Annotated in this window: 23 protein-coding genes; 8 read left to right on the top strand and 15 right to left on the bottom strand. The window is 70.5% G+C overall.

Annotated features, from left to right (window positions below):
* Window positions 1-2: 2 nt before the first annotated feature.
* Window positions 3-1,196 carry a TerC family protein gene (locus QFZ50_RS13630; protein ID WP_307085018.1) on the bottom strand — a complete coding sequence of 398 codons (1,194 nt, stop codon included), beginning with the start codon at window positions 1,194-1,196 and terminating at the stop codon, window positions 3-5.
* A 134-nt stretch (window positions 1,197-1,330) separates the two neighbouring features.
* Here QFZ50_RS13630 and QFZ50_RS13635 point away from each other — a divergent pair, with 134 nt between their 5' ends.
* Both QFZ50_RS13635 and QFZ50_RS13640 read left to right on the top strand, forming a co-directional pair.
* Window positions 1,331-2,449: an alcohol dehydrogenase catalytic domain-containing protein gene (locus QFZ50_RS13635; protein WP_307086822.1), complete on the top strand. Its 1,119-nt coding sequence runs from the start codon at window positions 1,331-1,333 to the stop codon at window positions 2,447-2,449.
* Between the two features lie 76 nt (window positions 2,450-2,525).
* On the top strand, window positions 2,526-3,389 hold the full coding sequence (locus QFZ50_RS13640; protein ID WP_307085019.1) for an aldo/keto reductase: 864 nt from the start codon (window positions 2,526-2,528) through the stop codon (window positions 3,387-3,389).
* A 99-nt stretch (window positions 3,390-3,488) separates the two neighbouring features.
* Here QFZ50_RS13640 and QFZ50_RS13645 read toward each other — a convergent pair whose 3' ends face one another.
* The 3 genes from QFZ50_RS13645 to QFZ50_RS13655 are packed head-to-tail and all read right to left on the bottom strand — an operon-like array spanning window position 3,489 to window position 5,969.
* The gene (locus tag QFZ50_RS13645) at window positions 3,489-4,148 is read right to left on the bottom strand and encodes a cyclase family protein (RefSeq protein WP_307085021.1); all 660 of its coding nucleotides are present in this window, start codon (window positions 4,146-4,148) and stop codon (window positions 3,489-3,491) included.
* Window positions 4,135-5,550, bottom strand: a complete 1,416-nt coding sequence (locus QFZ50_RS13650) for a purine-cytosine permease family protein (protein ID WP_307085025.1) — start codon at window positions 5,548-5,550, stop codon at window positions 4,135-4,137. The genes QFZ50_RS13645 and QFZ50_RS13650 overlap by 14 nt, the downstream gene beginning before the upstream one ends.
* Window positions 5,547-5,969: a nuclear transport factor 2 family protein gene (locus QFZ50_RS13655; RefSeq protein ID WP_307085027.1), complete on the bottom strand. Its 423-nt coding sequence runs from the start codon at window positions 5,967-5,969 to the stop codon at window positions 5,547-5,549. Before QFZ50_RS13655 ends, QFZ50_RS13650 begins: the two co-directional genes overlap by 4 nt.
* 174 nt (window positions 5,970-6,143) lie before the next feature.
* Here QFZ50_RS13655 and QFZ50_RS13660 point away from each other — a divergent pair, with 174 nt between their 5' ends.
* A complete protein-coding gene (locus QFZ50_RS13660; protein WP_307085029.1) occupies window positions 6,144-6,842 on the top strand; it encodes an SDR family oxidoreductase in 699 nt (232 codons plus the stop codon).
* Window positions 6,843-6,902: 60 nt separating this feature from the next.
* On the opposite strand, the gene QFZ50_RS13665 is transcribed toward QFZ50_RS13660, so the two are convergent.
* The 3 genes from QFZ50_RS13665 to QFZ50_RS13675 form a co-directional block, all read right to left on the bottom strand.
* Window positions 6,903-7,259 (bottom strand): VOC family protein, encoded by a 357-nt coding sequence (locus tag QFZ50_RS13665; RefSeq protein ID WP_307085031.1) that lies wholly within the window; start codon window positions 7,257-7,259, stop codon window positions 6,903-6,905.
* Between the two features lie 201 nt (window positions 7,260-7,460).
* Window positions 7,461-8,207 (bottom strand): YqjF family protein, encoded by a 747-nt coding sequence (locus tag QFZ50_RS13670; RefSeq protein ID WP_307085033.1) that lies wholly within the window; start codon window positions 8,205-8,207, stop codon window positions 7,461-7,463.
* 54 nt (window positions 8,208-8,261) lie between these two features.
* On the bottom strand, window positions 8,262-9,329 hold the full coding sequence (locus QFZ50_RS13675) for a spore photoproduct lyase family protein (protein WP_307085035.1): 1,068 nt from the start codon (window positions 9,327-9,329) through the stop codon (window positions 8,262-8,264).
* 124 nt (window positions 9,330-9,453) lie between these two features.
* Here QFZ50_RS13675 and QFZ50_RS13680 point away from each other — a divergent pair, with 124 nt between their 5' ends.
* A complete protein-coding gene (locus QFZ50_RS13680; RefSeq protein ID WP_307085036.1) occupies window positions 9,454-9,888 on the top strand; it encodes a DUF1801 domain-containing protein in 435 nt (144 codons plus the stop codon).
* Between the two features lie 588 nt (window positions 9,889-10,476).
* Here the strand turns inward: QFZ50_RS13680 and QFZ50_RS13685 are convergent.
* A complete protein-coding gene (locus QFZ50_RS13685; RefSeq protein WP_307085038.1) occupies window positions 10,477-11,148 on the bottom strand; it encodes a GNAT family N-acetyltransferase in 672 nt (223 codons plus the stop codon).
* Window positions 11,149-11,252: 104 nt separating this feature from the next.
* Between QFZ50_RS13685 and QFZ50_RS13690 the strand changes: the two genes are divergently transcribed.
* The 3 genes from QFZ50_RS13690 (at window position 11,253) to QFZ50_RS13700 (ending at window position 12,468) form a co-directional block, all read left to right on the top strand.
* Entirely contained in the window at window positions 11,253-11,753 is a 501-nt protein-coding gene (locus QFZ50_RS13690) for a MarR family winged helix-turn-helix transcriptional regulator (protein ID WP_307085040.1), read from the top strand.
* The gene (locus QFZ50_RS13695; RefSeq protein ID WP_307085042.1) at window positions 11,750-11,962 is read left to right on the top strand and encodes a hypothetical protein; all 213 of its coding nucleotides are present in this window, start codon (window positions 11,750-11,752) and stop codon (window positions 11,960-11,962) included. Before QFZ50_RS13690 ends, QFZ50_RS13695 begins: the two co-directional genes overlap by 4 nt.
* 173 nt (window positions 11,963-12,135) lie before the next feature.
* The gene (locus QFZ50_RS13700) at window positions 12,136-12,468 is read left to right on the top strand and encodes a hypothetical protein (protein WP_307085044.1); all 333 of its coding nucleotides are present in this window, start codon (window positions 12,136-12,138) and stop codon (window positions 12,466-12,468) included.
* 141 nt (window positions 12,469-12,609) lie between these two features.
* Here the strand turns inward: QFZ50_RS13700 and QFZ50_RS13705 are convergent, their stop codons facing one another.
* The 6 genes from QFZ50_RS13705 to QFZ50_RS13730 form a co-directional block, all read right to left on the bottom strand.
* Window positions 12,610-13,242, bottom strand: a complete 633-nt coding sequence (locus QFZ50_RS13705; RefSeq protein WP_307085046.1) for a uracil-DNA glycosylase — start codon at window positions 13,240-13,242, stop codon at window positions 12,610-12,612.
* 108 nt (window positions 13,243-13,350) lie between these two features.
* Window positions 13,351-14,580, bottom strand: a complete 1,230-nt coding sequence (gene manD, locus QFZ50_RS13710; RefSeq protein ID WP_307085047.1) for a D-mannonate dehydratase ManD — start codon at window positions 14,578-14,580, stop codon at window positions 13,351-13,353.
* On the bottom strand, window positions 14,577-15,596 hold the full coding sequence (locus tag QFZ50_RS13715) for a TolB family protein (protein ID WP_307085048.1): 1,020 nt from the start codon (window positions 15,594-15,596) through the stop codon (window positions 14,577-14,579). The genes manD and QFZ50_RS13715 overlap by 4 nt, the downstream gene beginning before the upstream one ends.
* A 10-nt stretch (window positions 15,597-15,606) precedes the next feature.
* Window positions 15,607-16,653, bottom strand: a complete 1,047-nt coding sequence (gene mgrA, locus QFZ50_RS13720) for an L-glyceraldehyde 3-phosphate reductase (protein WP_307085050.1) — start codon at window positions 16,651-16,653, stop codon at window positions 15,607-15,609.
* 98 nt (window positions 16,654-16,751) lie between these two features.
* Window positions 16,752-17,873 carry a Gfo/Idh/MocA family protein gene (locus QFZ50_RS13725; RefSeq protein WP_307085052.1) on the bottom strand — a complete coding sequence of 374 codons (1,122 nt, stop codon included), beginning with the start codon at window positions 17,871-17,873 and terminating at the stop codon, window positions 16,752-16,754.
* Window positions 17,870-18,604, bottom strand: a complete 735-nt coding sequence (locus QFZ50_RS13730; RefSeq protein ID WP_307085054.1) for a sugar phosphate isomerase/epimerase family protein — start codon at window positions 18,602-18,604, stop codon at window positions 17,870-17,872. Before QFZ50_RS13730 ends, QFZ50_RS13725 begins: the two co-directional genes overlap by 4 nt.
* 112 nt (window positions 18,605-18,716) lie before the next feature.
* Here QFZ50_RS13730 and QFZ50_RS13735 point away from each other — a divergent pair, with 112 nt between their 5' ends.
* Complete coding sequence (locus QFZ50_RS13735; RefSeq protein WP_307085056.1) at window positions 18,717-19,799, top strand: LacI family DNA-binding transcriptional regulator; 1,083 nt, start codon at window positions 18,717-18,719, stop codon at window positions 19,797-19,799.
* Here QFZ50_RS13735 and QFZ50_RS13740 read toward each other — a convergent pair.
* Entirely contained in the window at window positions 19,763-20,050 is a 288-nt protein-coding gene (locus QFZ50_RS13740) for a hypothetical protein (protein WP_307085058.1), read from the bottom strand. The two genes, QFZ50_RS13735 and QFZ50_RS13740, sit on opposite strands and share 37 nt — an antisense overlap.
* Between the last annotated feature and the right edge of the window lie 227 nt (window positions 20,051-20,277).

A 20,277-nucleotide genomic window follows, 5' to 3' on the forward strand; every position in this document is an offset into this window, starting at 1 on the left:
CCCTACCGGCCCGGTTCCCGCTCGAGTGCGGCGTCGTGCTCGGCGTGCGCCCTGCGGATCATCTCCATGAACACCGTCTCGTCGCGGATCAGGCGCTTGTACTTCTCGGGGAGCCTCTTGAGGTCCTCCTCCTCGGCGCACAGCCTGGCGAAGATCTTCTCGCGCTCGGCGATGTCCGTCTCGTAGGTGAGGTCGAGGTACTCGGCCGCGTGGCGTTTCGCGCCGGAGATCGCGTTCTTCGCCTTGCCCTTGGGGCTGAGGACGGACGCCAGGACGGTCACGACCAGCACCCCGAGGATCACCGTGAGCGAGAGCCCCGTGCTGATCTCCACGACCTTCACGTGCTCGCCGTCGTTGATGAACGGCAGGTTGTTCTCGTGCAGCGCATGCAGGATGAGCTTCACACCGATGAACCCGAGGATCACGGCCAGGCCGTAGGAGAGGTAGATGAGGCGGTCCAGCAGCCCGTCGATGAGGAAGAACAGCTGCCGCAGGCCCATCAGGGAGAAGGCCGTCGCCGTGAACACGATGAACGTGTTCTGCGTCAGGCCGAAGATCGCCGGGATGGAATCGAGGGCGAACAGGATGTCGGTGGCGCCGATCGCCACCATGACCAGCAGCATGGGCGTCAGGACGCGCTTGCCGTCCACGACGGTGAACAGCTTGTCGCCGTCGTAGTGCTCGGACGCCGGGAGAAACCGCTTGGCGAGCCGGATGATGAGGCTCTCGCCCTCGTCGTCGTGCCCGGGCTTGAGCAGGTGGCCGGCGGTGATCAGCAGGATCAGGCCGAAGATGTAGAACACCCACGCGAAGCTGTTGATCAGCGCCGCGCCGAGGAAGATGAAGCCGGTCCGGGCGATGAGCGAGAAGACGATGCCGAAGAGCAGCACCTTCTGCTGGTCCGCGCGCGGTACCTTGAAGCTCGACATGATGATGAGGAACACGAACAGGTTGTCGACGGACAGGGCCTTCTCCGTGACGTAGCCGGCGAAGTACTCGGTCCCCATGGTGGGGCCCCCGAAGACCAGCACACCGACGCCGAACAGGAGCGCGATGCCCACGTAGATCGAGGACCAGACGGCCGACTCGCGGAGGGTCGGCGTGTGCGCCTTGCGGACGTGGAAGAAGAAGTCGAACAGCAGCAGGCCCGCGATACCGATCACCGTGGCGGTCCAGACGTAGAGCGGTACTTCCATGCTGCAGGTCTCCTCGGATCGTGTGCCGGCCCAGGTCCATGATGCGCGTCCTCCATTGTGCCCTGCCGCCCCTGCGCGCCCCTAGACTGGCGCCACCCGCACCACAGTGATGAAGGGAAGCCATGAGCCCGATGATGCGCGCCGCGGTGCTCCGCACCGCCGAACTGCCCGCTCCCTACGCAGGAAGCACCCCCCTCTCCCTGGAGACGGTTCCCGTCCCCGAGCCGCGGGCGGGCGAGGTGCTCGTGGGGATCGCCCGGGCCAGCCTCTGCCACTCGGACCTGTCCGTCATCAACGGCTCCCGGATCCGCCCGCTGCCGATGGCCCTCGGACACGAGGCCGCGGGCGTCGTCGAACGGGTGGGCGACGCCGTAGAGGGCGTCCGGGTCGGCGATCACGTGGTCCTCGTGTTCGTCCCTGCGTGCGGCTCCTGCCGTGCGTGCTCGGCGGGCCGCCCCGCGCTCTGCTACCGCGGCGCGGAGTCGAACGGCAGCGGCGACCTCCTGCACGGGCCCGCCGTCCTCGGGACCACCGGCGGCGAGCGCATCAACCACCACCTCGGTGTCTCCGCCTTCGCGGACTACGCGGTCGTGGCCCGGGAGTCGGTGGTGGTGATCGACGACGACGTACCGTTCGACATCGCCGCCCTGTTCGGCTGTGCCGCCCTGACCGGGATCGGGGCGGTACTGAACACCGCGGCGGTGCAGGAAGGACAGTCCGTCGTCGTGTTCGGCCTGGGCGCGGTGGGGCTGATGGCGGTGATGGCCGCAGCACAGGTGCCCGGCACCACCGTGATCGCCGTCGACCCCCTGCCCTCGAAGCAGGAGCTGGGCCGGCGCTGCGGCGCGCAGCACGCGGGCGCGCCGGAGGACGCCGCCGCGCTGGTCCAGGATGCGACGGACGGCGGGGCCGACGTCGTGATCGAGGCCGTGGGCAGCACGCGGGTCATGGAGGCAGGCCTGCAGCTCCTCGCCCGCGGCGGCGCGCTGGTGTCGGTCGGCCTCCCGCACCCGGACCAGCAGCTGACCACGCAGGCGCTCCAGTTCGCCGGCCTGGGGCGCCGGCTGCTCGGCTCCTACATGGGCGACGCCGTCCCCGAGCGGGACATCCCCGCGTACCTCGACCTCTGGCGGCAGGGGCGCCTGCCCGTCGACCTGCTCCACACCGACACGCGCCCGCTCGCCGACCTGAACGAGAGCCTCGACGCGCTGGCGGAGGGCCGCGTGGTCCGGAGGCTCTTCACGCTGGACTAGGGCCGCAGGCCGTTCGCGGGCGAATCGGAAGCATGCTTACCATGTGGGCGGCACGTCTATCCGAAGGAGAACGACAATGCAACAACGCACACTCGGCGGTACCCCGGTCAGCGCCCTCGGCCTGGGCGGGATGCCCATGTCCATCGAGGGGCGCCCCGACGAGGACCGCTCCATCCGCACCATCCACGCCGCGCTCGATGCCGGCGTCACCCTGATCGACACGGCGGACGCCTACCACCGGGACGCCGACGAGGTGGGCCACAACGAGTCGCTCATCGCGAAGGCCCTGGCGAGCTACGGTGCGGACAGCTCCGGCATCCTCGTCGCCACCAAGGGCGGGCACCTGCGCCCCGGCGACGGCTCGTGGACGCTGAACGGAAATCCGGACTACCTCAAGGAGGCGGCCAGGGCGTCGCTGAAGCGGCTCGGCGGGGACGCCATCGACCTCTACCAGTACCACCGCCCGGATCCCGAGGTCCCCTACGAGGACTCCATCGGCGCCCTCAAGGAACTGCTGGACGAGGGTGTGATCCGGATGGCGGGCATCTCCAACGCCACGGTGCACCAGATCAGGAAGGCGAACGAGATCCTCGGCGGCCGGCTGGTCTCCGTGCAGAACCAGTTCTCCCCCGCCTTCCGCTCGAGCGAGGACGAGCTGAGGTACTGCGGCGAGAACGGTATCGCCTTCCTGCCCTGGAGCCCTCTCGGCGGCATCAAGAAGGCCGGTGGCCTCGGGGAGCAGTTCACACCGTTCCAGGAGATCGCGGACAACCACGGTGTCAGCCCACAGCAGGTCTGCCTGGCCTGGGAGCTCGCCCTGGCCCCGACCGTGATCCCCATCCCCGGCGCCTCGCGCCCCGAGAGCATCCAGGACTCCGCCCGCGCCTCGGAGCTCGAGCTCTCGGCCGAGGAGATCGCGACGCTCTCCAGCACCGACTGATCCCGGCCCTCCCGACGCCCGCGCCCCCTTCCCGGAGCGCGGGCGTCCGGCTGCCCGCACCGATCACGCGAGCATCGGGCGCGGCCGGCACTGGACGCGCTAGAACGAGCCGCCGCGCTGGTCGATCGCCACGGCGCGGACGGGCGCTCCGTCCGCGCCGGCGAGGGCCAGCGGGAGCACCGAGACCAGCGGGCGTTCCCAGTCCACCGCGGCGAGGTTCGTGAGATTCTCGACGATGACCCCGCCCGCCCCGAGGAACGCGGTGTGGAACGGCAGGTTGCCGCCGTTCCGCAGGGTGGAGTCGGGGTTGAGCGTGTCGACGCCCACCACCGTGATCCCGGCCGCCAGCAGCGCTTCGGCCACCTCCACCGCGAGGACCGGATGTTCGAGGTAGCGGGGCGAGCCGAAGTGCTCGGACCAGCCGGTCCGGAACAGCACCATGGCGATCCCGGCCAGATCCTGCAGCTGATCGGCGACCGCCTCCCAGCTGATCACCGCGTGCGGGTCCGGGGATCCGCACTGCACGATCCGCGCCGCGCCCACGAGCCGCGCGAGGTCGATGCCGTCCACCGAATCGCCCCCGAGGATGGAGTGGAGGGGTGCGTCGAGGTGCGTGCCGGTGTGCGACCCGGCATGGAGGGACGCCACCTGGTAGCCGTCGTGGGCGACGGTCGCCACCGTGGTCACGGTGACCTCCGGATCGCCGGGGTACACCTGCATCCCCGTGCGGATCGGCTGGGAGAGATCAGTGATCCGCATGGGCCCTCCGCGTGTCGGGGAGGTCCAGGAGGTGGACGTGCGGGCGCCGCGTCCGGTCGATCCGCCGGGTCGCCGCCGCCCAGCCGAGGTACAGCAGGGCGGAGAGCACGAAGGTGGGGATGGTGGCACCGATCGGGCTGGGCATCACGTAGGTCAGGAGCAGGGATGCGCCGGCGCCGATGAGCCACACCAGGACGGCCGCCACGTTGACGCCGCCGGTGTACCAGTACTGGCCGCCCCGGCCCTGCAGGATGTCCCTGCCGTAGTGGCGGGAGCGCACGAGGTAGTAGTCCACGATCATGATGGCGAACACCGGGATGAACATGGCGCCGATGACCGTGAGGAAGGCCGTGAACCGGTCGAGGAGGGCCAGCCAGGTGGAGCCGAGGATCGAGACCGCCCCGAGGACGATCGCCGTCGGCAGGAACGTGACGCGCCGTGAGGGCACCATGTTCACCACGGAGGCCACCATGCCGTAGACCACCATGGTGTTGGTGGCCATGACGGACAGGAAGATCACGACGGCGAGCGGCGCCCCGAAGGCTGCGACGATCACGGTGGGATCGAACGGCACGGCTTCCCCGCCCTCGAGCACCACGTAGCCGATGGCGGTGGCGCCCAGGGTCATGGCGAGCACGGTGGACAGCGTGTATCCGATGCCGGATCCGATCATCCCTGCCGCCTGCGTGCGGGCGAGGCGGTTGAACTCGGCCGACAGGACGGTCCAGGAGATCGCGGTCGCGATGACGACGTCGAGGGCGGCGACGGGGCTCCAGCCGGCTGCGACGTCCTGCGGGATGGCCGAGAAGTCGGCGGGACCGTGGGCGAGGAACGCGGTGGTGAAGATGTACGCCATGAACGCGAGGATCACGAGGGCGAGCCACGGTTCCACGCGCGCGATCCCCGCGTGGCCGAAGATGGCCAGGCAGACGACGAGCAGCTGGCACAGGACGGAGAAGAGGACGGGGCTCGAGAAGCCGGTGGCCTGCTCCACGAGGAAGTTCACGGTGACGCCCGCGAGCATCGCCTGCACCCAGCTCCACCCCATCAGGGTCACCACGTTCGCGGCGACCGGGAGGAAGGATCCGCGGAGCCCGAAGGACCCCTTGGTGAGGGACATCGTGGGGAGCCCGGTCCGGGTGCCCATGTTGCCGACCAGCACGAGGACGGACCCGCCGATCAGCGTTCCCAGGACGATCATGCCGATGGCGAGGCCCCAGTCGATGCCGGGGACGAACAGCGTGCCGGTCAGCAGCGTCGTGACGACCAGGTTCGCGGCCAGCCAGATCATCCCCATGCGCGCGGTTCCGAGGGTCCCCCGGAGGGGGCCGTACCCGTCGGAGTTCGTGTCGAGGCGGTTCGCCAGGCGCCGGAAGGCCGAGCCGGAGGTGGTGGAGGTCATGGCGTGTTCCCTTCCGGGGCTTCGGCGGGGACGGGGCTGAGGTGCTCGTGGACGGCCTTCAGGGCGGTGCCGGAGCGGCGGAACACGATCGTCTCGCGCTCGCGGGTCGTGTCGGAGGCGCCGTCCAGCGCGGTGGTGGTCCGGACGTCGTGGGTGAACACGGCCGTGTCACCGAGGAGCTGGACCCGCGGGTTGCTGCTGTTGCACTCGGTCACCCGCCAGCCGTCGGCGATCCAGCCGTCCCAGAGCCGCTCGTAGTCGGCCCTGTTGTCCAGCCGGCGCTGCTCCGTGTGGAACACGAAGGTCGCGTCCTCGGCGAAGGAGTCGAAATAGGCGCGCGTGTCCGTGGCGCGGAAGGCCGCGACCAGGGCGGTCGCCGCCTCGAGGACGTCGTCGTCCGTCAGATTCTCGTCAGGCATGGAGCCCTCTCATCTCTTGAGTTGCCCCCCAGTCAACATTTGTTGTCTGGTGATCATGAGTGATGCCGAGCACAAAAGTCAACGGGCGCACGTCCATGACGGCTCCCGCGCCGTGGCGGGCGGGCGCGCCGCCACCGGCGCGGTGCCTCCGGTCGGCGTTGCTAGGGTTGCTGCATGTCCTCGAACCCCGTCGCCCTCATCACCGGCGCGTCCCGCGGCATCGGCCGTGCCATCGCCGACGAGCTCGCCTCCACGCACCACCTGCTCCTCGGCGGCCGGGACCTGACCGCCCTGGCGGAGCTGTCGTCGTCGTTCCCGTCCGCGGAACCGTTCGCGGCGGAGCTGCGCGATGCCGGCCAGGTGGCGGCCGCCGTCGCCGGGATCCCGCGGGTCGACGTCCTGGTCCACTCCGCGGGGGTCCTGCGCATGGGGTCCGTGGCGGAGCTGTCCGACGACGCCTGGCGTGAGAGCTTCGAGGTCAACGTCTTCGCGGTCGCGGCGCTGACGCGCGCTCTCCTGCCGGCCCTGCGCGTCGCCCACGGCCAGGTGATCACCATCAACAGCGGGTCGGGCTTCACCTCGGGTGCTGGGTCGGCCGTGTACAGCGGCACGAAGTTCGCCCTGCGCGCCTTCACGGACGCCCTGCGGGACGAGGAGCGTCCGAACGGTGTGCGGGTGAGCTCCATCCATCCCGGCCGGGTCGCCACGGACATGCAGGAGGAACTGCACGCCTGGGAGGGCAGGGACTACCGGCCCGGGGCGTGGATCCAGCCCGGTCAGGTGGCCAAGGCCGTCCGGCTCGCCGTCGACGCCACCCCGGAATCGACCATCGAGTCCCTCAGCATCCGCCCGTCGGGCATCACGCTGGCCTGACCCGTCTGACCCGTCTGACCCGCCCCGGTTCCCGCCTGCCGCTCGGCAGGGCTGCGGGGCTCAGCTGATGCAGAGGCAGAACGGGTGGCGTGCGGGGTCGAGGAAGACGCGGAACGTGGTGCCGGGCTGATATTCGTGCTTGACGGCGCCGAGGGCGATCACGGCTGCCTCGGCCTCGTCGAGATCGTCCACCATCAGGTCGAGGTGCGCCTGCTGGGGCCTCTCGCCGGACGGCCACTCCGGCGCCGTGTAGTGCTCCACCTTCTGGAAGCACAGGCTCTGGCCGTTGTCGGCCCGGATCTCCGCCCAGTCGTCCTCCACGTCGCTGGTCCAGCCCAGCATCTCGCCGTAGAAGGCCGCGAGCACGGCCGGGTCGGGGCAGTCCAGGACAGTGGTGGGGAATCTCGCGATCGTCATGGGTGCGAATCTAGCCCCGATTGCGGACAACCGCGGTCCTCGGGCGTCTGCGGAGCCCCCAGCAGGGGCGGAAGCGTGTCCGGCTCCGTCGGACTCGGCGCCCCGGGGGTCGGCGAGCGTGACCCACCGGAGGTCCCCGTCACCCCGGCGCCCGATGAGGTGGCCCCGGCCGCCAGGAGGCGATCGGCCCCGGCGTCGAGGTCAGGAGCGGTGGACCACGCGGGGCCGCCCGAACTGCGTCTGCACCCCCGGCGAGAACAGGACGGACTCGGGTGGACCCTCGACGTGGATACCCGCCGCGGCCAGCAGCCCGTCGTCGAGCTCCGTCAGCGTGGCGGGCCGGAGCGGCCACGGACTGTGTGTGTTGGGGATGTAGAGGGTGCGGCGTCCGAACGTGCTGTGCAGCCCGAAGCGGGCCGTGAGCTCCAGCGACAGCGTGTCCTCCGCCGTCACCCCGGTCGCCGGGCGCACGGCGAAGCGGGAGGTGGCCTGGTGCCCGTACCGTTCGACGGCGTACCCGTAGTCACGCCGTGCGCCCTCGCCGCGCGCCAGCGGTACGCACCTCGACCAGACGTACGGGATGCCGCCGGCCCGTGCGGCCAGCACGACGGCGAGGCGGGAGGCGTCGAGGGTCACGAAGACGACGCCTCGGGTGCCGTCCGGACCGCGCGAGTAGAGGCGCACGTTGATCTCGGTGAAGGATCCGACGTAGGGCACGGGAAGGCCCCTGCCCAGCCCGGCTCCCACCATCCGGAAGCCGATCAGGCCGACCCACGAGGAGCCGTCCACCTCGTCCGGCACCACGCCCGGCGGCATGTAGGCGGCGACCGCACGGGCGTCCACGCGCCAGTGCAGGAACACCGCGTCCCCCCAGAACTGGTCCATGATGACGGGACGCGGCAGGTCGGGTGCGAGGTGCCGTTCCGGGTCCCGGCCGTCGGCCCTCATGGGCGCCGCCCGGTCGTCGCACCGCGCGAGGTCGACGGCGGCCGTGACACGCCCCTAGAACGCATAGCGGATCCGGCAGTAGGGCAGCTCCGAGGCGGCGATGCGGAGGAACTCGTCGAGGTAGCCGCGCTTGTCGTAGGCGATGTAGCGCACGTTCGTGAAGCCGTTCTGGGAGCGCTTGGTCTCCTGGAGGTCCGGCCGCCACAGGATCTCCTCGGCCTGGGGGTGCCACCCCAGGTTGACCTCGTGCAGCTGCTGGTTGTGGGTCAGGAAGATGACCTCGGCCGCGAGCTGCTGCTTCGCCGCCGGGGACAGGGCGGCGTCGAGCCGGCGGAAGAGCTCACGCCAGTCCTCCTGCCAGCCCGGCGTGATGATCACGGGTGAGAAGTTGACGTGCACCTCGTAGCCGGCCTCCACGAAGTCGTTGATCGCCGCGATCCGCTCGCCGACCGGGGTGGTCCGCACGTCCACGACCCTGGCGAGCCGCTCGGGCATGAGGGAGAAGCGCACGCGCGTGCGTTCCTGCGGGTCCCACGCGAGCATGTCCCGGTTCACGTACTTGGTCGCGAAGGAGAGCTTCGCGGTGGGCAGGTCGCGGTAGAGGTCCACGAGGTCCCGGACGTTGTCGCTGACGAGCGCGTCCACGGAGCAGTCGCTGTTCTCCCCGATGTCGTACACCCACGCGTGCTCGTCGCACTGGTTGGGTTCGAGTTTGATGCCCTGGCGGGTCACGTGGCGCTCGAGGTAGCCGCTGATCTGGTCGATGTTCGCGAAGACCGTGATGGGGTTGCTGTAGCCCTTGTGGCGGGGGACGTAGCAGTACGCGCAGGCCATGGCGCAGCCGTTCGCGGTGGACGGGGCGATGAAGTCCGCGGACCGGCCGTTGGGTTTGGCGGTGAGGCTCTTCTTCACGCCGATGACCAGCGCCTCGGTCTTGATGCGGACCCAGCGGCGCACATTCGCCTCGTGGCCGCTGAGTTCGGGGATCCGCCAGTGGCTGGCGACCTCGACGACGTCCGCGTCGGGCCATCGCGCGATGATCTCCTGGCCGCGGGGGAGCTCGGCGGCGGCCGGTTCCACGTAGATCCGGCTGATCTGGAGGAGCTTGCTGGCCTGGAGCATACGACCCTTCGACGGTGCGGCAGTCCCCCGAGCGTATCGAACCGCACCGACACTTCTGGGCCGCCGGATTCCGCCCTACAGTGAGGGGACGGGGCCGGACGTGCGCCGGGAAAGGCGGTCGGTGATGGCCGGACTCCGCACACAGCCCACGGAGCACGACCCCGCGGCCTTCATCGGCACCGTGACGCATCCGACGCGCCGCAGCGACGCCGAGGCGCTGCTCGCCCTGATGGGCCGGGTGACGGGTGAACCCGCGGTGATGTGGGGGCCGTCGATGATCGGCTTCGGGCAGTACCACTACCGGTACGCCTCGGGCCACGAGGGTGACGCCCTGGCCGTCGGCTTCTCCCCGCGAGCGTCCGCGCAGGCCCTCTACGGGCTGCTCGCGGCCCCCGAGGCCGAACTGCTGCTGCCACGCCTCGGCCGGCATCGTCGCGGCGCCGGATGCCTGTACGTCACGACCCTCGCTTCCGTGGACCTCGGCGTCCTCGAGGAACTCGTGCGGTGCGGCCACGAGTTCCTGGTGACGGAGAGGTTCACCCCGACGGATGCGACCTGACCGCGCGCCCGGGACGGCGGGGCGTCGTGCCGCCGACCGCCGGTCGGTCGTCGTCGATCTCGGGGACCACGAGGCGTCGGGCAGTCCCCAGGGTGCCCCCGGTGCGCGCAGTACCCCCGGTGCGCGCTGCGTCCCCGGCGCCCCCGATGGTCCCGGCTCCACGGACACCGGCGTCACAGCAGCCACGGACACCGCGGACGCCGACGCCGAGCGGGCGCGCCGTCGCCGTACGGCCTGTCTCGCGGCCGGCGTCGTGGCGCTCCTGGTCGTCGCCGCGAACCTGGCACCCCGCGGGGACGGCCCGCCCCCACTCGGGAAGGCCGCCGAGGTGCAGGACCGCCCCCTCAGTGTGTGCGAGGCCGTGGCCTTCGCCAACCGGACCGGAGAACTGCCCGCGAGACCGGCCGTGCTGCCGGGCCGCGCGAACGGCTACTTCGCCGTCACCGATCCCGCCGGCCGCGCCACGACGGTCGTGGGCCTGACCTACCAGGACGGCACCATCTCGCTCTGCCGTCCTGTCCGGGAGGCCGGGACCGGCAGCCCCGCACCCGGGCAGTACGAGCTGCCGCTGCTCCGCAGGGGCGACACCTACGCGTACGAACCGGGCCCGTCGGGCCTGGCACTCGTCGGCGAGCGGTCGGCCGACGGCACGATCGTCCGCGGCGCGCCCGCGTCCTGGGTGGCGCCGGCCCGCCCGCGCCATTCGCCGGCGAGGATGCCGTAGGCCAGCCCGTCCAGCCACCGCCCCGAGCGGTGGAGGGTCGCCGCCCGCGTGCTGGACTCGCGGCGCATGCCCAGCCTCTCCATGAGGTGCCAGGACGGCGTGTTGTCCGCGAAGCACTGCGCCACGACCCGCCGCACGCCGAGGTCCTCGAAACAGAGCCGGAGCAGTTCCGCCGCGGCCTCCGTGGCGAACCCCCGTCCCGTGTATGCGGGGTCGAGCACCCAGCCGATCTCCGCCGTCGTGGCGGTCGCCTGCGCGGCGACCTCCAGCTGGGCCGCCGCGTCCTCGACGGCGAGGTACAGGTCACCGATCAGGACGCCGTCGAGTTCGAGCACGTACGTGACGGCCAGCCGCTCGGGCCGGCGGAGCCGTTCGACGAACGCCTCCTGGTCCGTCGGACGTGTCGGGAGCCACTCGGAGACGACGCCGAGCCGCCGGTAGGCGAAGACGAGCGGGAGATCCGCCGCCGTCGCGGGGCGGATGGTGAGGCGCTCCGTGGTGAGGGGCCAGTGCAGCTCGACGGGTGGGAGGGTCATGGGGCCATCATCACCCGGGGCGGAGGAGAACAGCACAGGACTCGATCAGTAGTACACTAACTATTGGCACCCTAACGGTATGTGGCGAGCGAGCAGGAGAACCGATGGACACGACCCTCGACGACGACCTGCTCCTCGAACGGCAGCTGTGCTTCGCCCTGTCCGTGGCATCGCGGAGTGTGGTGGGCGCGTACCGCCCGGTCCTGGAGCAGCTCGGCCTGACGCACCCGCAGTACCTCGTGATGCTCGCCCTCTGGGAGGAGAGCCCGCGCACCGTCCGCAACGTCGGTCAGGCACTCGCGATGGAATCCGCGACCCTCTCCCCCATGCTGAAGCGGCTCGAGGCCCAGGGGCTGCTCACCCGCACGCGTGTCCCCGGGAACGAGCGTGCCCTCGCCGTCGGACTGACGCCGGCAGGGCGCGCCCTCCGCGCCGAGGCCCACCAGGTGCCCGTCACGATGATGGAACGGCTCGGGCTCACCCGTGAGCAGGTGGAGACCCTGAACGGCGCCATGCACGCCATCATCCGTGCCACGGGGACCGAACTCCCCGGCTCCCGGCACGCCGACCCCGCCCGCACGACACCAGGAGAGACCCCGCAATGAGCAAGAAGGAACCGCTGTCCTCGCGCTTCATGACCGCCACAGGGAAGCTGCGCATGTTCTTCGGGCCGGCCGCCCGCGGCACCACCACGGGCCCGATCGTGTACCTCGACGACGAGGCACAGCGGCGCCGGCAGGAGGAGCTGCAGCAGTGGACGGTGGTGCGGAACCCGGACGGGTCCACCTACCTCACTACCAAGCGGGAGCCGTAGGACGCAGGGTCCGGCCCTCGGCGGGCACCCCGCGGCCCGCCCGACCGGCGGATTTCGGAATTCCTGCGTCGGAAGTGGCGGAAGTGACCCTCGGCGGGTGGCAGACTGTTCTTGACAATGTCGTGTGCCCGTGGCAACTACTGGGCGCTTTCCTGACCCAGCAAAGGTCCCCCATGAGTACACAGTGCCCGTCCGCTCCGACGTCCCCCGACGCGACGGACCGCCCGCTGACCATGCTCCTCGCAGCCGATACCCGCGCCGCGCAGGACGCCGGCGGTGCGGCCGATCAGCTGGCCCTTGAGTCGGCTGAACTCCTCGACACCCTCGAGCAGACCATCGGGCGGCTGGCCCTGGCCCACCGCGCGAGCCTCCCCGACTCCGACGACCGGCGTGCCGACGACGAGGCCTTCGAATGGGTGCAGCAGTCCCTCGAGGACATCGCGGCGACCCTCCGGGGCCTCGCGCTCGGACGGGCCGAGGAGTCCTGGGCGACCCGCACACTGTAAGCACCCGGCCGACGGCCGGCCCGCGCAGGCCGATTCCCTGCACCACGAGCGAGCGGCCGACGGCGTGAGCCGTCGACCGCTCGACCTACCGTCGCGGGCGGACCGCGGACGGCGCGCTCAGGACCCGGTGGGACAGTCCCGTCAGATGGATTGGCGGGCCCGGATGCCCGCCCGGCCCATCGCGTCCGTGTACGCCGACTGGATGTCCTTCAGCCACTGCTCCTGGTTGGCGGGCGTCCCCTTGAACGCACGCTCCCCCGGGGAGCGGACCTCGTAGATCTTGAACCCGCGCTTGGCGATGGCCCGGTTCTCCAGCTTCATGAGCCGACGCGCGGCCTTGTGGGCATCGGCGCCATGGGCCACCAGGGCCGAGGCGCGGGGCACCTGCTGCAGGAACGTGAGCAGCGGCTTCACGCCGTCGGCGATCTGCTCCATGGTCAGCGCCCGCTCCTTGCCCTCCGGCAGGTACCACGGGTAGGCGTTCCAGGGCATTACCGCGTCAGGCTGCAGGCCCACGGCCTCGTAGATCCCCGCCATGCGGATGGAACTCGGGTCGTCGTTCTCGAACGAGACGAAGCCCGAGGGCAACGATGCTCCCGGGCTCGAGAAGAGACTGACGATCTTGCAACCGTCGACGTCGTGGATGGGGTCGATGTAGGGGACCGCCGATCCGGGCTTCGACTCGGCCAGCGTGTCGCACAGCCGGTTCACGTCCTCGATCCGAGGATCGTAGCGTTGTTCCCACTGCTGGTCCCGATAGGTGGGGTCTGCCATGCGCTGTACCAATTCCGCCTCCTCGCGGACGGCGCCAGAGGTGACGCGAACGTGTCCGCAGGATTCCAGCCTACGCCAGTGTGGCACCGGCGTAGGCTGGCCGGGCGCTCACCAGTCGTGGACGGTGCCGTCGGTGAGGCGGTTGTAGGGCAGGTAGGCCTGCTGGTAGGGGAACGACGCCGCGGCCTCCTCGTTGAGCTCGACGCCGAGGCCCGGGGTGTCGCCGGGGTGCAGGTACCCGTCGACGAAGGTCATGGACTGCTCGAACACCGTGTTGGTCTTCGCGCTGTGCTCCATGTACTCCTGGATCCCGAAGTTGTGGATCGCGAGCCCCACGTGGGACTGCGCGGCCAGCCCGACGGGCGAGACGTCGGTGGGCCCGTGGAACCCCGACCGGATCTGGTACTGGGCGGCGTAGTCCATGACCTTCTTCAGCGGCGAGATCCCGCCGAAGTGGGTGGACGCCGCACGGACGTAGTCGATGAGCTGTTCACGGATGAGCGTCTGGAAGTCGAAGACGGTGTTGAACACCTCGCCCACGGCCAGGGGGGTGGTGGTGTGCTGGCGGATCAGCCGGAACGCCTCCTGGTTCTCCGCGGGCGTCACGTCCTCGAGCCAGAACAGGTCATACGGTTCCAGGGACTTCCCGAGCTTCGCGGCCTGGATGGGCGTCATACGGTGGTGGCCGTCGTGCAGCAGGGGCAGTTCGGGGCCGAACTCGTTCCGCACCGCCTCGAAGACGGTGGGCACGTGCCGCAGGTAGGCGCGCGTGTCCCAGTCCTCCTCCGTCGGCTGTGCGCCGCGTCCGGCGGGTTCGAAGTCGTACCGCTCCCCCGTGGCCTGGGCCTGGGCTGCCACCCCGTACAGGGCCTTGATGCCCGGCACCGAGGACTGCACGCGGATGGACTTGTACCCCTCCTCAAGGTGCTGCCGGATCGAGTCGAACAGTTCGGGCAGGTCACGCCCCGACGCGTGCCCGTAGGTGCGCAGCGCCGTCCGTGAGGCACCACCGAGCAGCTGGTACACCGGCATCCCGGCGGCCTTGCCCTTGATGTCCCACAGCGCCATGTCCACCGCCGCGATCGCCGCCATCGTCACAGGGCCCCGCCGCCAGTACGCACTGCGGTAGAGGAACTGCCAGGTGTCCTCGATACGGTGCGGGTCCCGGCCGATCAGCAGCTGCGTCACGTGCTCCGTGAGATAGGACGCCACCGCCAGTTCCCGGCCGTTGAGCGTCGCATCCCCCAGCCCGGTCAGCCCTTCATCGGTGGTGATCTTCAGGGTCACGAAGTTCCGGCTCGGACTCGTGACGATGACGTCTGCGGCGGTGATCTTCATTCGTCCTCCAACGGGTAGTCGACGTAGGCGAAGCGTCTGCTGTCCGGCGCCCAGCTGTTCACGTTCAGTGTGCCCTGTCCACCGAACAGCTCGACGGCGTCCCAGGCGTTCCGGCCGTCGGGATCGGCCACGCGCAGCAGGACGGGCTCGTTGGCCGGGTGGCCCTGCACGCCCGGCGCGTAGCTGAGGTAGACGAGGCTGGCGCCGTCCGGGGCGGGGTGCGGGAACCAGTTGACGCGCTCGTCGGCGGTCAGCTGTTCCGGGTCGGTGCCGTCGGTCCGCATCCGGAACAGCTGCGAGTGCCCGGGCACCTCGGAGGCGCGCTCCGAATTGAAGTAGAGCCACTGTCCGTCCGGGCTGTACTCCACGCCGTCGTGCGGACGGTCCGAGTCGGTGAGCCGGCGCGTGGCGCCGTCCTCGACGTCCACGGCGTAGATGTCGAAGCTCATCCGGCCCTGCCGGCGACGGCACCCGATGTGCACGAGCGTGCCCCCGTCGGGCGAGATGCCGTGCAGGTAGCGCGCCTCGAGGCCGTCGTCGGGCCGGGTGACGCGCAGTGCCTCCCCGCCGTCGAGCGGGACCCGGTACAGGTGCCCGTCCTGCGAGGAGAGATAGAGGAAACGTCCGTCGGCGGAGACCACGTGGTCGTTGTTGGAGTCCGTCACGGCACCCGTGAACACCACCCGCGGCTGGCTGTCCTCCCGCGGCGCGGTCCGGTACAGCAGGCCGTCGCAGTTGAAGAGCAGGCCCCCGCCGTCGGGCGTCCAGTTGGGCGCCTCGATGATGAAGTCCTCGGTCTCGAAGACGCACGCCGAGGACCGCGTGGCGATGTCGAACACCATGAGCCGTGACCGCTGCCCCGGCAGGAGCCGGCGCCACCGGGGGTCTCCCGTCCGGTCCGGCCGGCTGTGCGTCGTACTGCTGTTCCGGTCCACGGTCGTCCTTCCGTGCATCGCCCTGGTCTGTGCCGCGGCTGCCCGCACCGGGCGGGCCACGTTCTCGAGCGGAGTGCTCATCGCTCCTCGGCTACGCCTCGAGGGCGCCGGCCCAGAGGTTGATGTCGGAGTCGACGGCGAATTCGTCGATCGCATGGAGTTCCTGGTCGGTGAAGTCCAGGCGGGCGACGGCGGTGAGGCTGTCCTCCAGCTGGGCCACGCTGGAGGCGCCGATCAGGGCGGAGGTCACCGGGGTGCCCTTGGACTGGTTCCGCAGCACCCATGCGATCGCCAGCTGCGCCAGCGACTGGCCCCGCCCCTCCGCGATCGCGTTCAACCCGCGGATGCGCTCCAGGTTCTCCGCGCTCAGCTGCTCCCGGTCCAGGGACTTGCCGGCAGCGGCCCGGGAGTCCGAGGGCACCCCGTCCAGGTACCGGCCGGTCAGCAGGCCCTGCGCCAGCGGGGAGAACGCGATCGACCCCGCCCCGACCTGCTCGAGGGCCTGGAAGAGGTTCGGGGACCCGTTCTCCGTCCACCGGTTCAGCATCGAGTACGACGGCTGGTGGATCAGCAGCGGCGTACCCAGGTCTGCCAGGATCGCCGCCGCCTCCAGGGTGCGTTCGGGCGAGTACGAGGAGATCCCCGCGTACAGGGCCCGGCCCGAGCGGACCGCGGTGTCCAGGGCCCCCATCGTCTCCTCCAGGGGGGTGTCCGGGTCCGGGCGGTGGCTGTAGAAGATGTCCACGTACTCGAGGCCCATCCGCTCCAGCGACTGGTCGAGGCTCGCCAGCAGGTACTTCCGGGAGCCGAAGTCCCCGTACGGGCCGGGCCACATGCCGTACCCGGCCTTCGTGGAGATGACCAGCTCGTCCCGGAACGGCCGGAAGTCGTCCTTCAGGTGCCGGCCGAAGTTCGTCTCCGCGCTGCCCGCGGGCGGACCGTAGTTGTTCGCGAGGTCGAAGTGCGTGACCCCCAGGTCGAACGCCCTGCGCAGGATGGCGCGCTGCACGTCGAACGCCTTGTCGTCCCCGAAGTTGTGCCACAGTCCCAGCGACACCGCGGGCAGATGCAGGCCGCTGGCGCCCACCCGCCGGTACGGCATCGTCGTGTAACGGTCATCGGCAGGGTGAAAGGTCATCGGTCGTTCTTTCCGTTCGTGGTGGGGCGGGGACGGCAGGGCCGCCGTCGGGCCTGGACGACGGGCGCCACGGAGAAACGCCGTGGCGCCCGTCGGGATCAGGAGAGGGTGGACGCGTACGGGTCCCAGTCCTCGGGCAGCGGTTCGGCGGCGGTCGCCGTGCTGGAGAGCGAGACGAACTCGCCCGTGGCGACGCTCTCGGAGATCGAGACCATGGCGTCGAGGACGTGGTAGGCCATCTCGCCCTGGGCGCGGTGCGGACGGCCCTCGCGCAGGGCGCGGGCCATCTCGAGCACGCCGCTGCCGCGGGTCGAGGTCGCGCCGACCGCGGGGATGATCTCCGGCTCGTCGCTTCCGCGGCGCGTGAGCGTCAGGTCCCCGGTGAAGTTGTTCGGGTCGGGGAACGCGAGCGTCCCCTCCGTACCGGTGACCTCGACGAAGCCGGCGCGCTTGAGCGGCGAGTCGAAGCTGAAGATGCTCTGCGAGGACTCGCCGTTCGCGAACTGGGCGATGGCGCTGACGTGCGAAGGCACTGTGACGTCGAAGACCTCGCCGGCCTTGGGGCCGGAGCCGATGGTCCTGGTCGCGCGGGACGTCGAACCGAAGCCGGCCACCTTGGTGATGGCACCGAAGGTCTGCACGAGAGTGGTCAGGTAGTAGGGCCCGATGTCGAACAGCGGCCCGGCACCCTCCTGGAAGAGGAAGGCGGGGTTCGGGTGCCAGGACTCGGGGCCCGGGGACTGCATCAGGGTCAGCGCCGTGAGGGGCACCCCGATGTCGCCGCGCGCCACGAGGCGGAGCGCTGTCTGCAGGCCCGCGCCGAGGAAGGTGTCCGGGGCGCAGCCGAGGCGCACGCCGGCGGCGTCGGCGGTCTTGAGCAGGCCGATGCCGCTCTCGCGGTCCAGTGAGAAGGGCTTCTCGCTCCAGACGTGCTTGCCCGCGTCGACGGCCGCGGCGGCCACCTCGACATGCGCGGCGGGGATGGTCAGGTTGACGACGATCTCGACATCGGGGTGGTCCAGTGCATCCTGCACCCCGCCGGAGGTCGGTACGCCGAATTCGGCGGCGCGGGCGGCTGCGACCTCCTCGAACATGTCGGCGACGATGTGCACCTTCACGTCGGGGAAGCTCGTCAGGTTCGTGAGGTATTCCTTGCTGATGACCCCGGCGCCGATGACGGCGACGCCGACGGGGCCCGTGCGCTGTGTTCCGATGCTCATTTCTTTCCTTCGTTCAGGTACGCGAGGCTGTCGGCGACGGCGCCGAAGATGTCGCCCTCGAAGTCGTCGAGTTCGACGACGGCCGCTTCCAGCGCGGGGGCTGCGTCGAGCACGTCCCAGACGCGCATGCTGCCGGATCCGACGGCCACCTGCTCCTTGTCGTTCTTGGTGAGCGGGCCGTCCTTGATGTGGACGAAGCGCACACGGTCGCCGAGACGGCGGAGCAGTTCTGCCGGGTCCTCGCCGCCCACGGCGGCCCAGTAGGTGTCCACCTCGAGGACCACCTCGGGGTCGAGGTAGCCGGCGAGGACCTCGAGCGCCGAGGTGCCGTCGATCCGCTCCTCGAGCTCGAACTCGTGGTTGTGGTAGCCGACGGTGATGCCGTATCCGGCACCCTTCTTCGCTGCCGCGTTGAGGGCCTCGGCGGTGGCCCTGATGTCCTCGTCGGTGGTCCAGTGCGAGCGCTCCACGTGGGGGTCGATCACGGTGCCGATGCCGAGTTTCCGGGCGGCCTCGAAGATCTCGTCCTGATCGGCGCGGAGCAGCGGTGCGTGGCCGGACGGGGCGGTCAGCCCGCTCTCCGAGAGGGCGGCCGCGAGCTCGTCGGCGGTGGCCACGAAGTTGTAGGGCTCGACGGCGGTGTAGCCGAGTGCGGCGACGCGCTTGATGGTGCCCGGCAGGTCCTCCCCCAGTGCTGTCCGCAGTGTGTAGAGCTGGAGTGAATACGTCACGGAGAATTCTCCTCGCTGAGAAAATGGGGTTACTGAACCGGTTCAGATACTCACTGAACTTATGGGATATGCCGGAGCGGGTCAAGCAAATCCTGGGGCTATTGTGGAAACCATGGCCAAGGAAACCATTGCGGGTCTGGCAAAGAGGCTGGGCATTTCGAAGGCATCTGTGTCCTATGCCCTCAACGGCCAGCCGGGTGTCAGCGAGCTGACCCGGCGCCGTGTCCTCGACCTCGCCGAGGAACTCGAGTGGTACCCCAGCTCCTCCGCGCGCGCCCTCTCCCGGTCCCGGGCGGGCGCCGTCGGGATGGTCCTGTCCGCCGACCCCCTCCTAATCGGCACGGAGCCGTACTACATGGCGATGCTCGCCGGCATCGAGACCGCCCTCGCCGAGGGGGACATGGCCCTGATGCTGCGGATGGTGGGCAAGGACCCGGCCCAGGAGCGCGCCACCTACGAGCGCTGGGCCGGCGAGCGGAAGGTGGACGGCGTGCTGGTGTTCGACCACCTGCACGACGATCCCCGGCCTGCCCTCCTGGAACGCCTCGGCATGCCGTTCGTGCTGCACGGCGCGCCGGAGTCGGCTGCACCGGCGGTCTTCTCCGGGACGACGACGGACCACGCGGGCGAGGCTGCCACGATCGTCGATCACCTCCACGACCGCGGACACCGGCGGATCGCGCACGTCTCCGGCCCGCACACGTTCCTGCACGAGGAGGAGCGGATCCGGGGTGTGGCGGCGTGTGCGGCCGGGCACGGCATCGAGGTGGTCCCGTTCGAGGCGGACTACGCACTCAAGGCCGGGCACGATGCCGTGGTGGCCCTCCTGCAGGCCCCCGGGGACAGGCCCACCGCGATGATCTTCGGCAACGACCTCATGTCGATGGGCGGCCTGCTCGCCCTGCGCGAGCTCGGGCTCCGGTGTCCCGGGGACGTCGCGATCGTCAGCTGGGACGATTCGCTGCACTGCCAGCTCGCGTCACCGGCAGTGACGGCACTGTCCCGCAACCCCGGCATGCAGGGACGGGTGGCGGCCGAACTGCTGCTCGCACTGCTCGACGCGGGGACCATCCAGACGCGGCCCATCCCCGTCAGCGAACTCGTGGTGAGGGCCAGCACCGCTCCGGCGTGGGACGCCCTCGGGGCCGTGGACGCCGGTCAGGTGCCTGCCGGGGGGATCTCACCGTTGCTGTAGGGGGCGCGGGGTACGGGCGGCAGTTCGTCGATGAGCTCGTTGACGGCGTGGGCGAGGATGTCGGCCTGCTCCACGGGGAGGATCATGAGGCCCTGCAGGTGGGCTTCGAGCTCGGTCTGGCCGGCGATGCCCGTGTACTCGAAGTACCGCAACCACACCTGGTGCAGGCCCAGCCCGGCGGACTCGATGGCGAGGACCGTGAGCCGGCGCTGCTGCTCCTGCGTCCCGCGGCCCTCCATCGACTCCCTCATCCGGTCCTCGGAAGGGCACGGTGGGAGCGGAGGCGGCGGGGGTCGGAGGGAACTCTCACGGTGAACTACTTCCAACACGGCGAGGAACGGGTGCGCGATATCGCGGCCCGGAGCCGGGCCGCAGGAGGAGCGCGGTGCACGCCCGCCCGATTCCGAGTGTAGGCCGCCCGCGGCCGCGCCGCGGGGGCGGCCGGCGGTGGCGGCCGGCGCGGGGATGTGCCCCGCGC

This window comes from Arthrobacter agilis (assembly GCF_030816075.1).
Lineage (GTDB): Bacteria > Actinomycetota > Actinomycetes > Actinomycetales > Micrococcaceae > Arthrobacter_D > Arthrobacter_D agilis_E.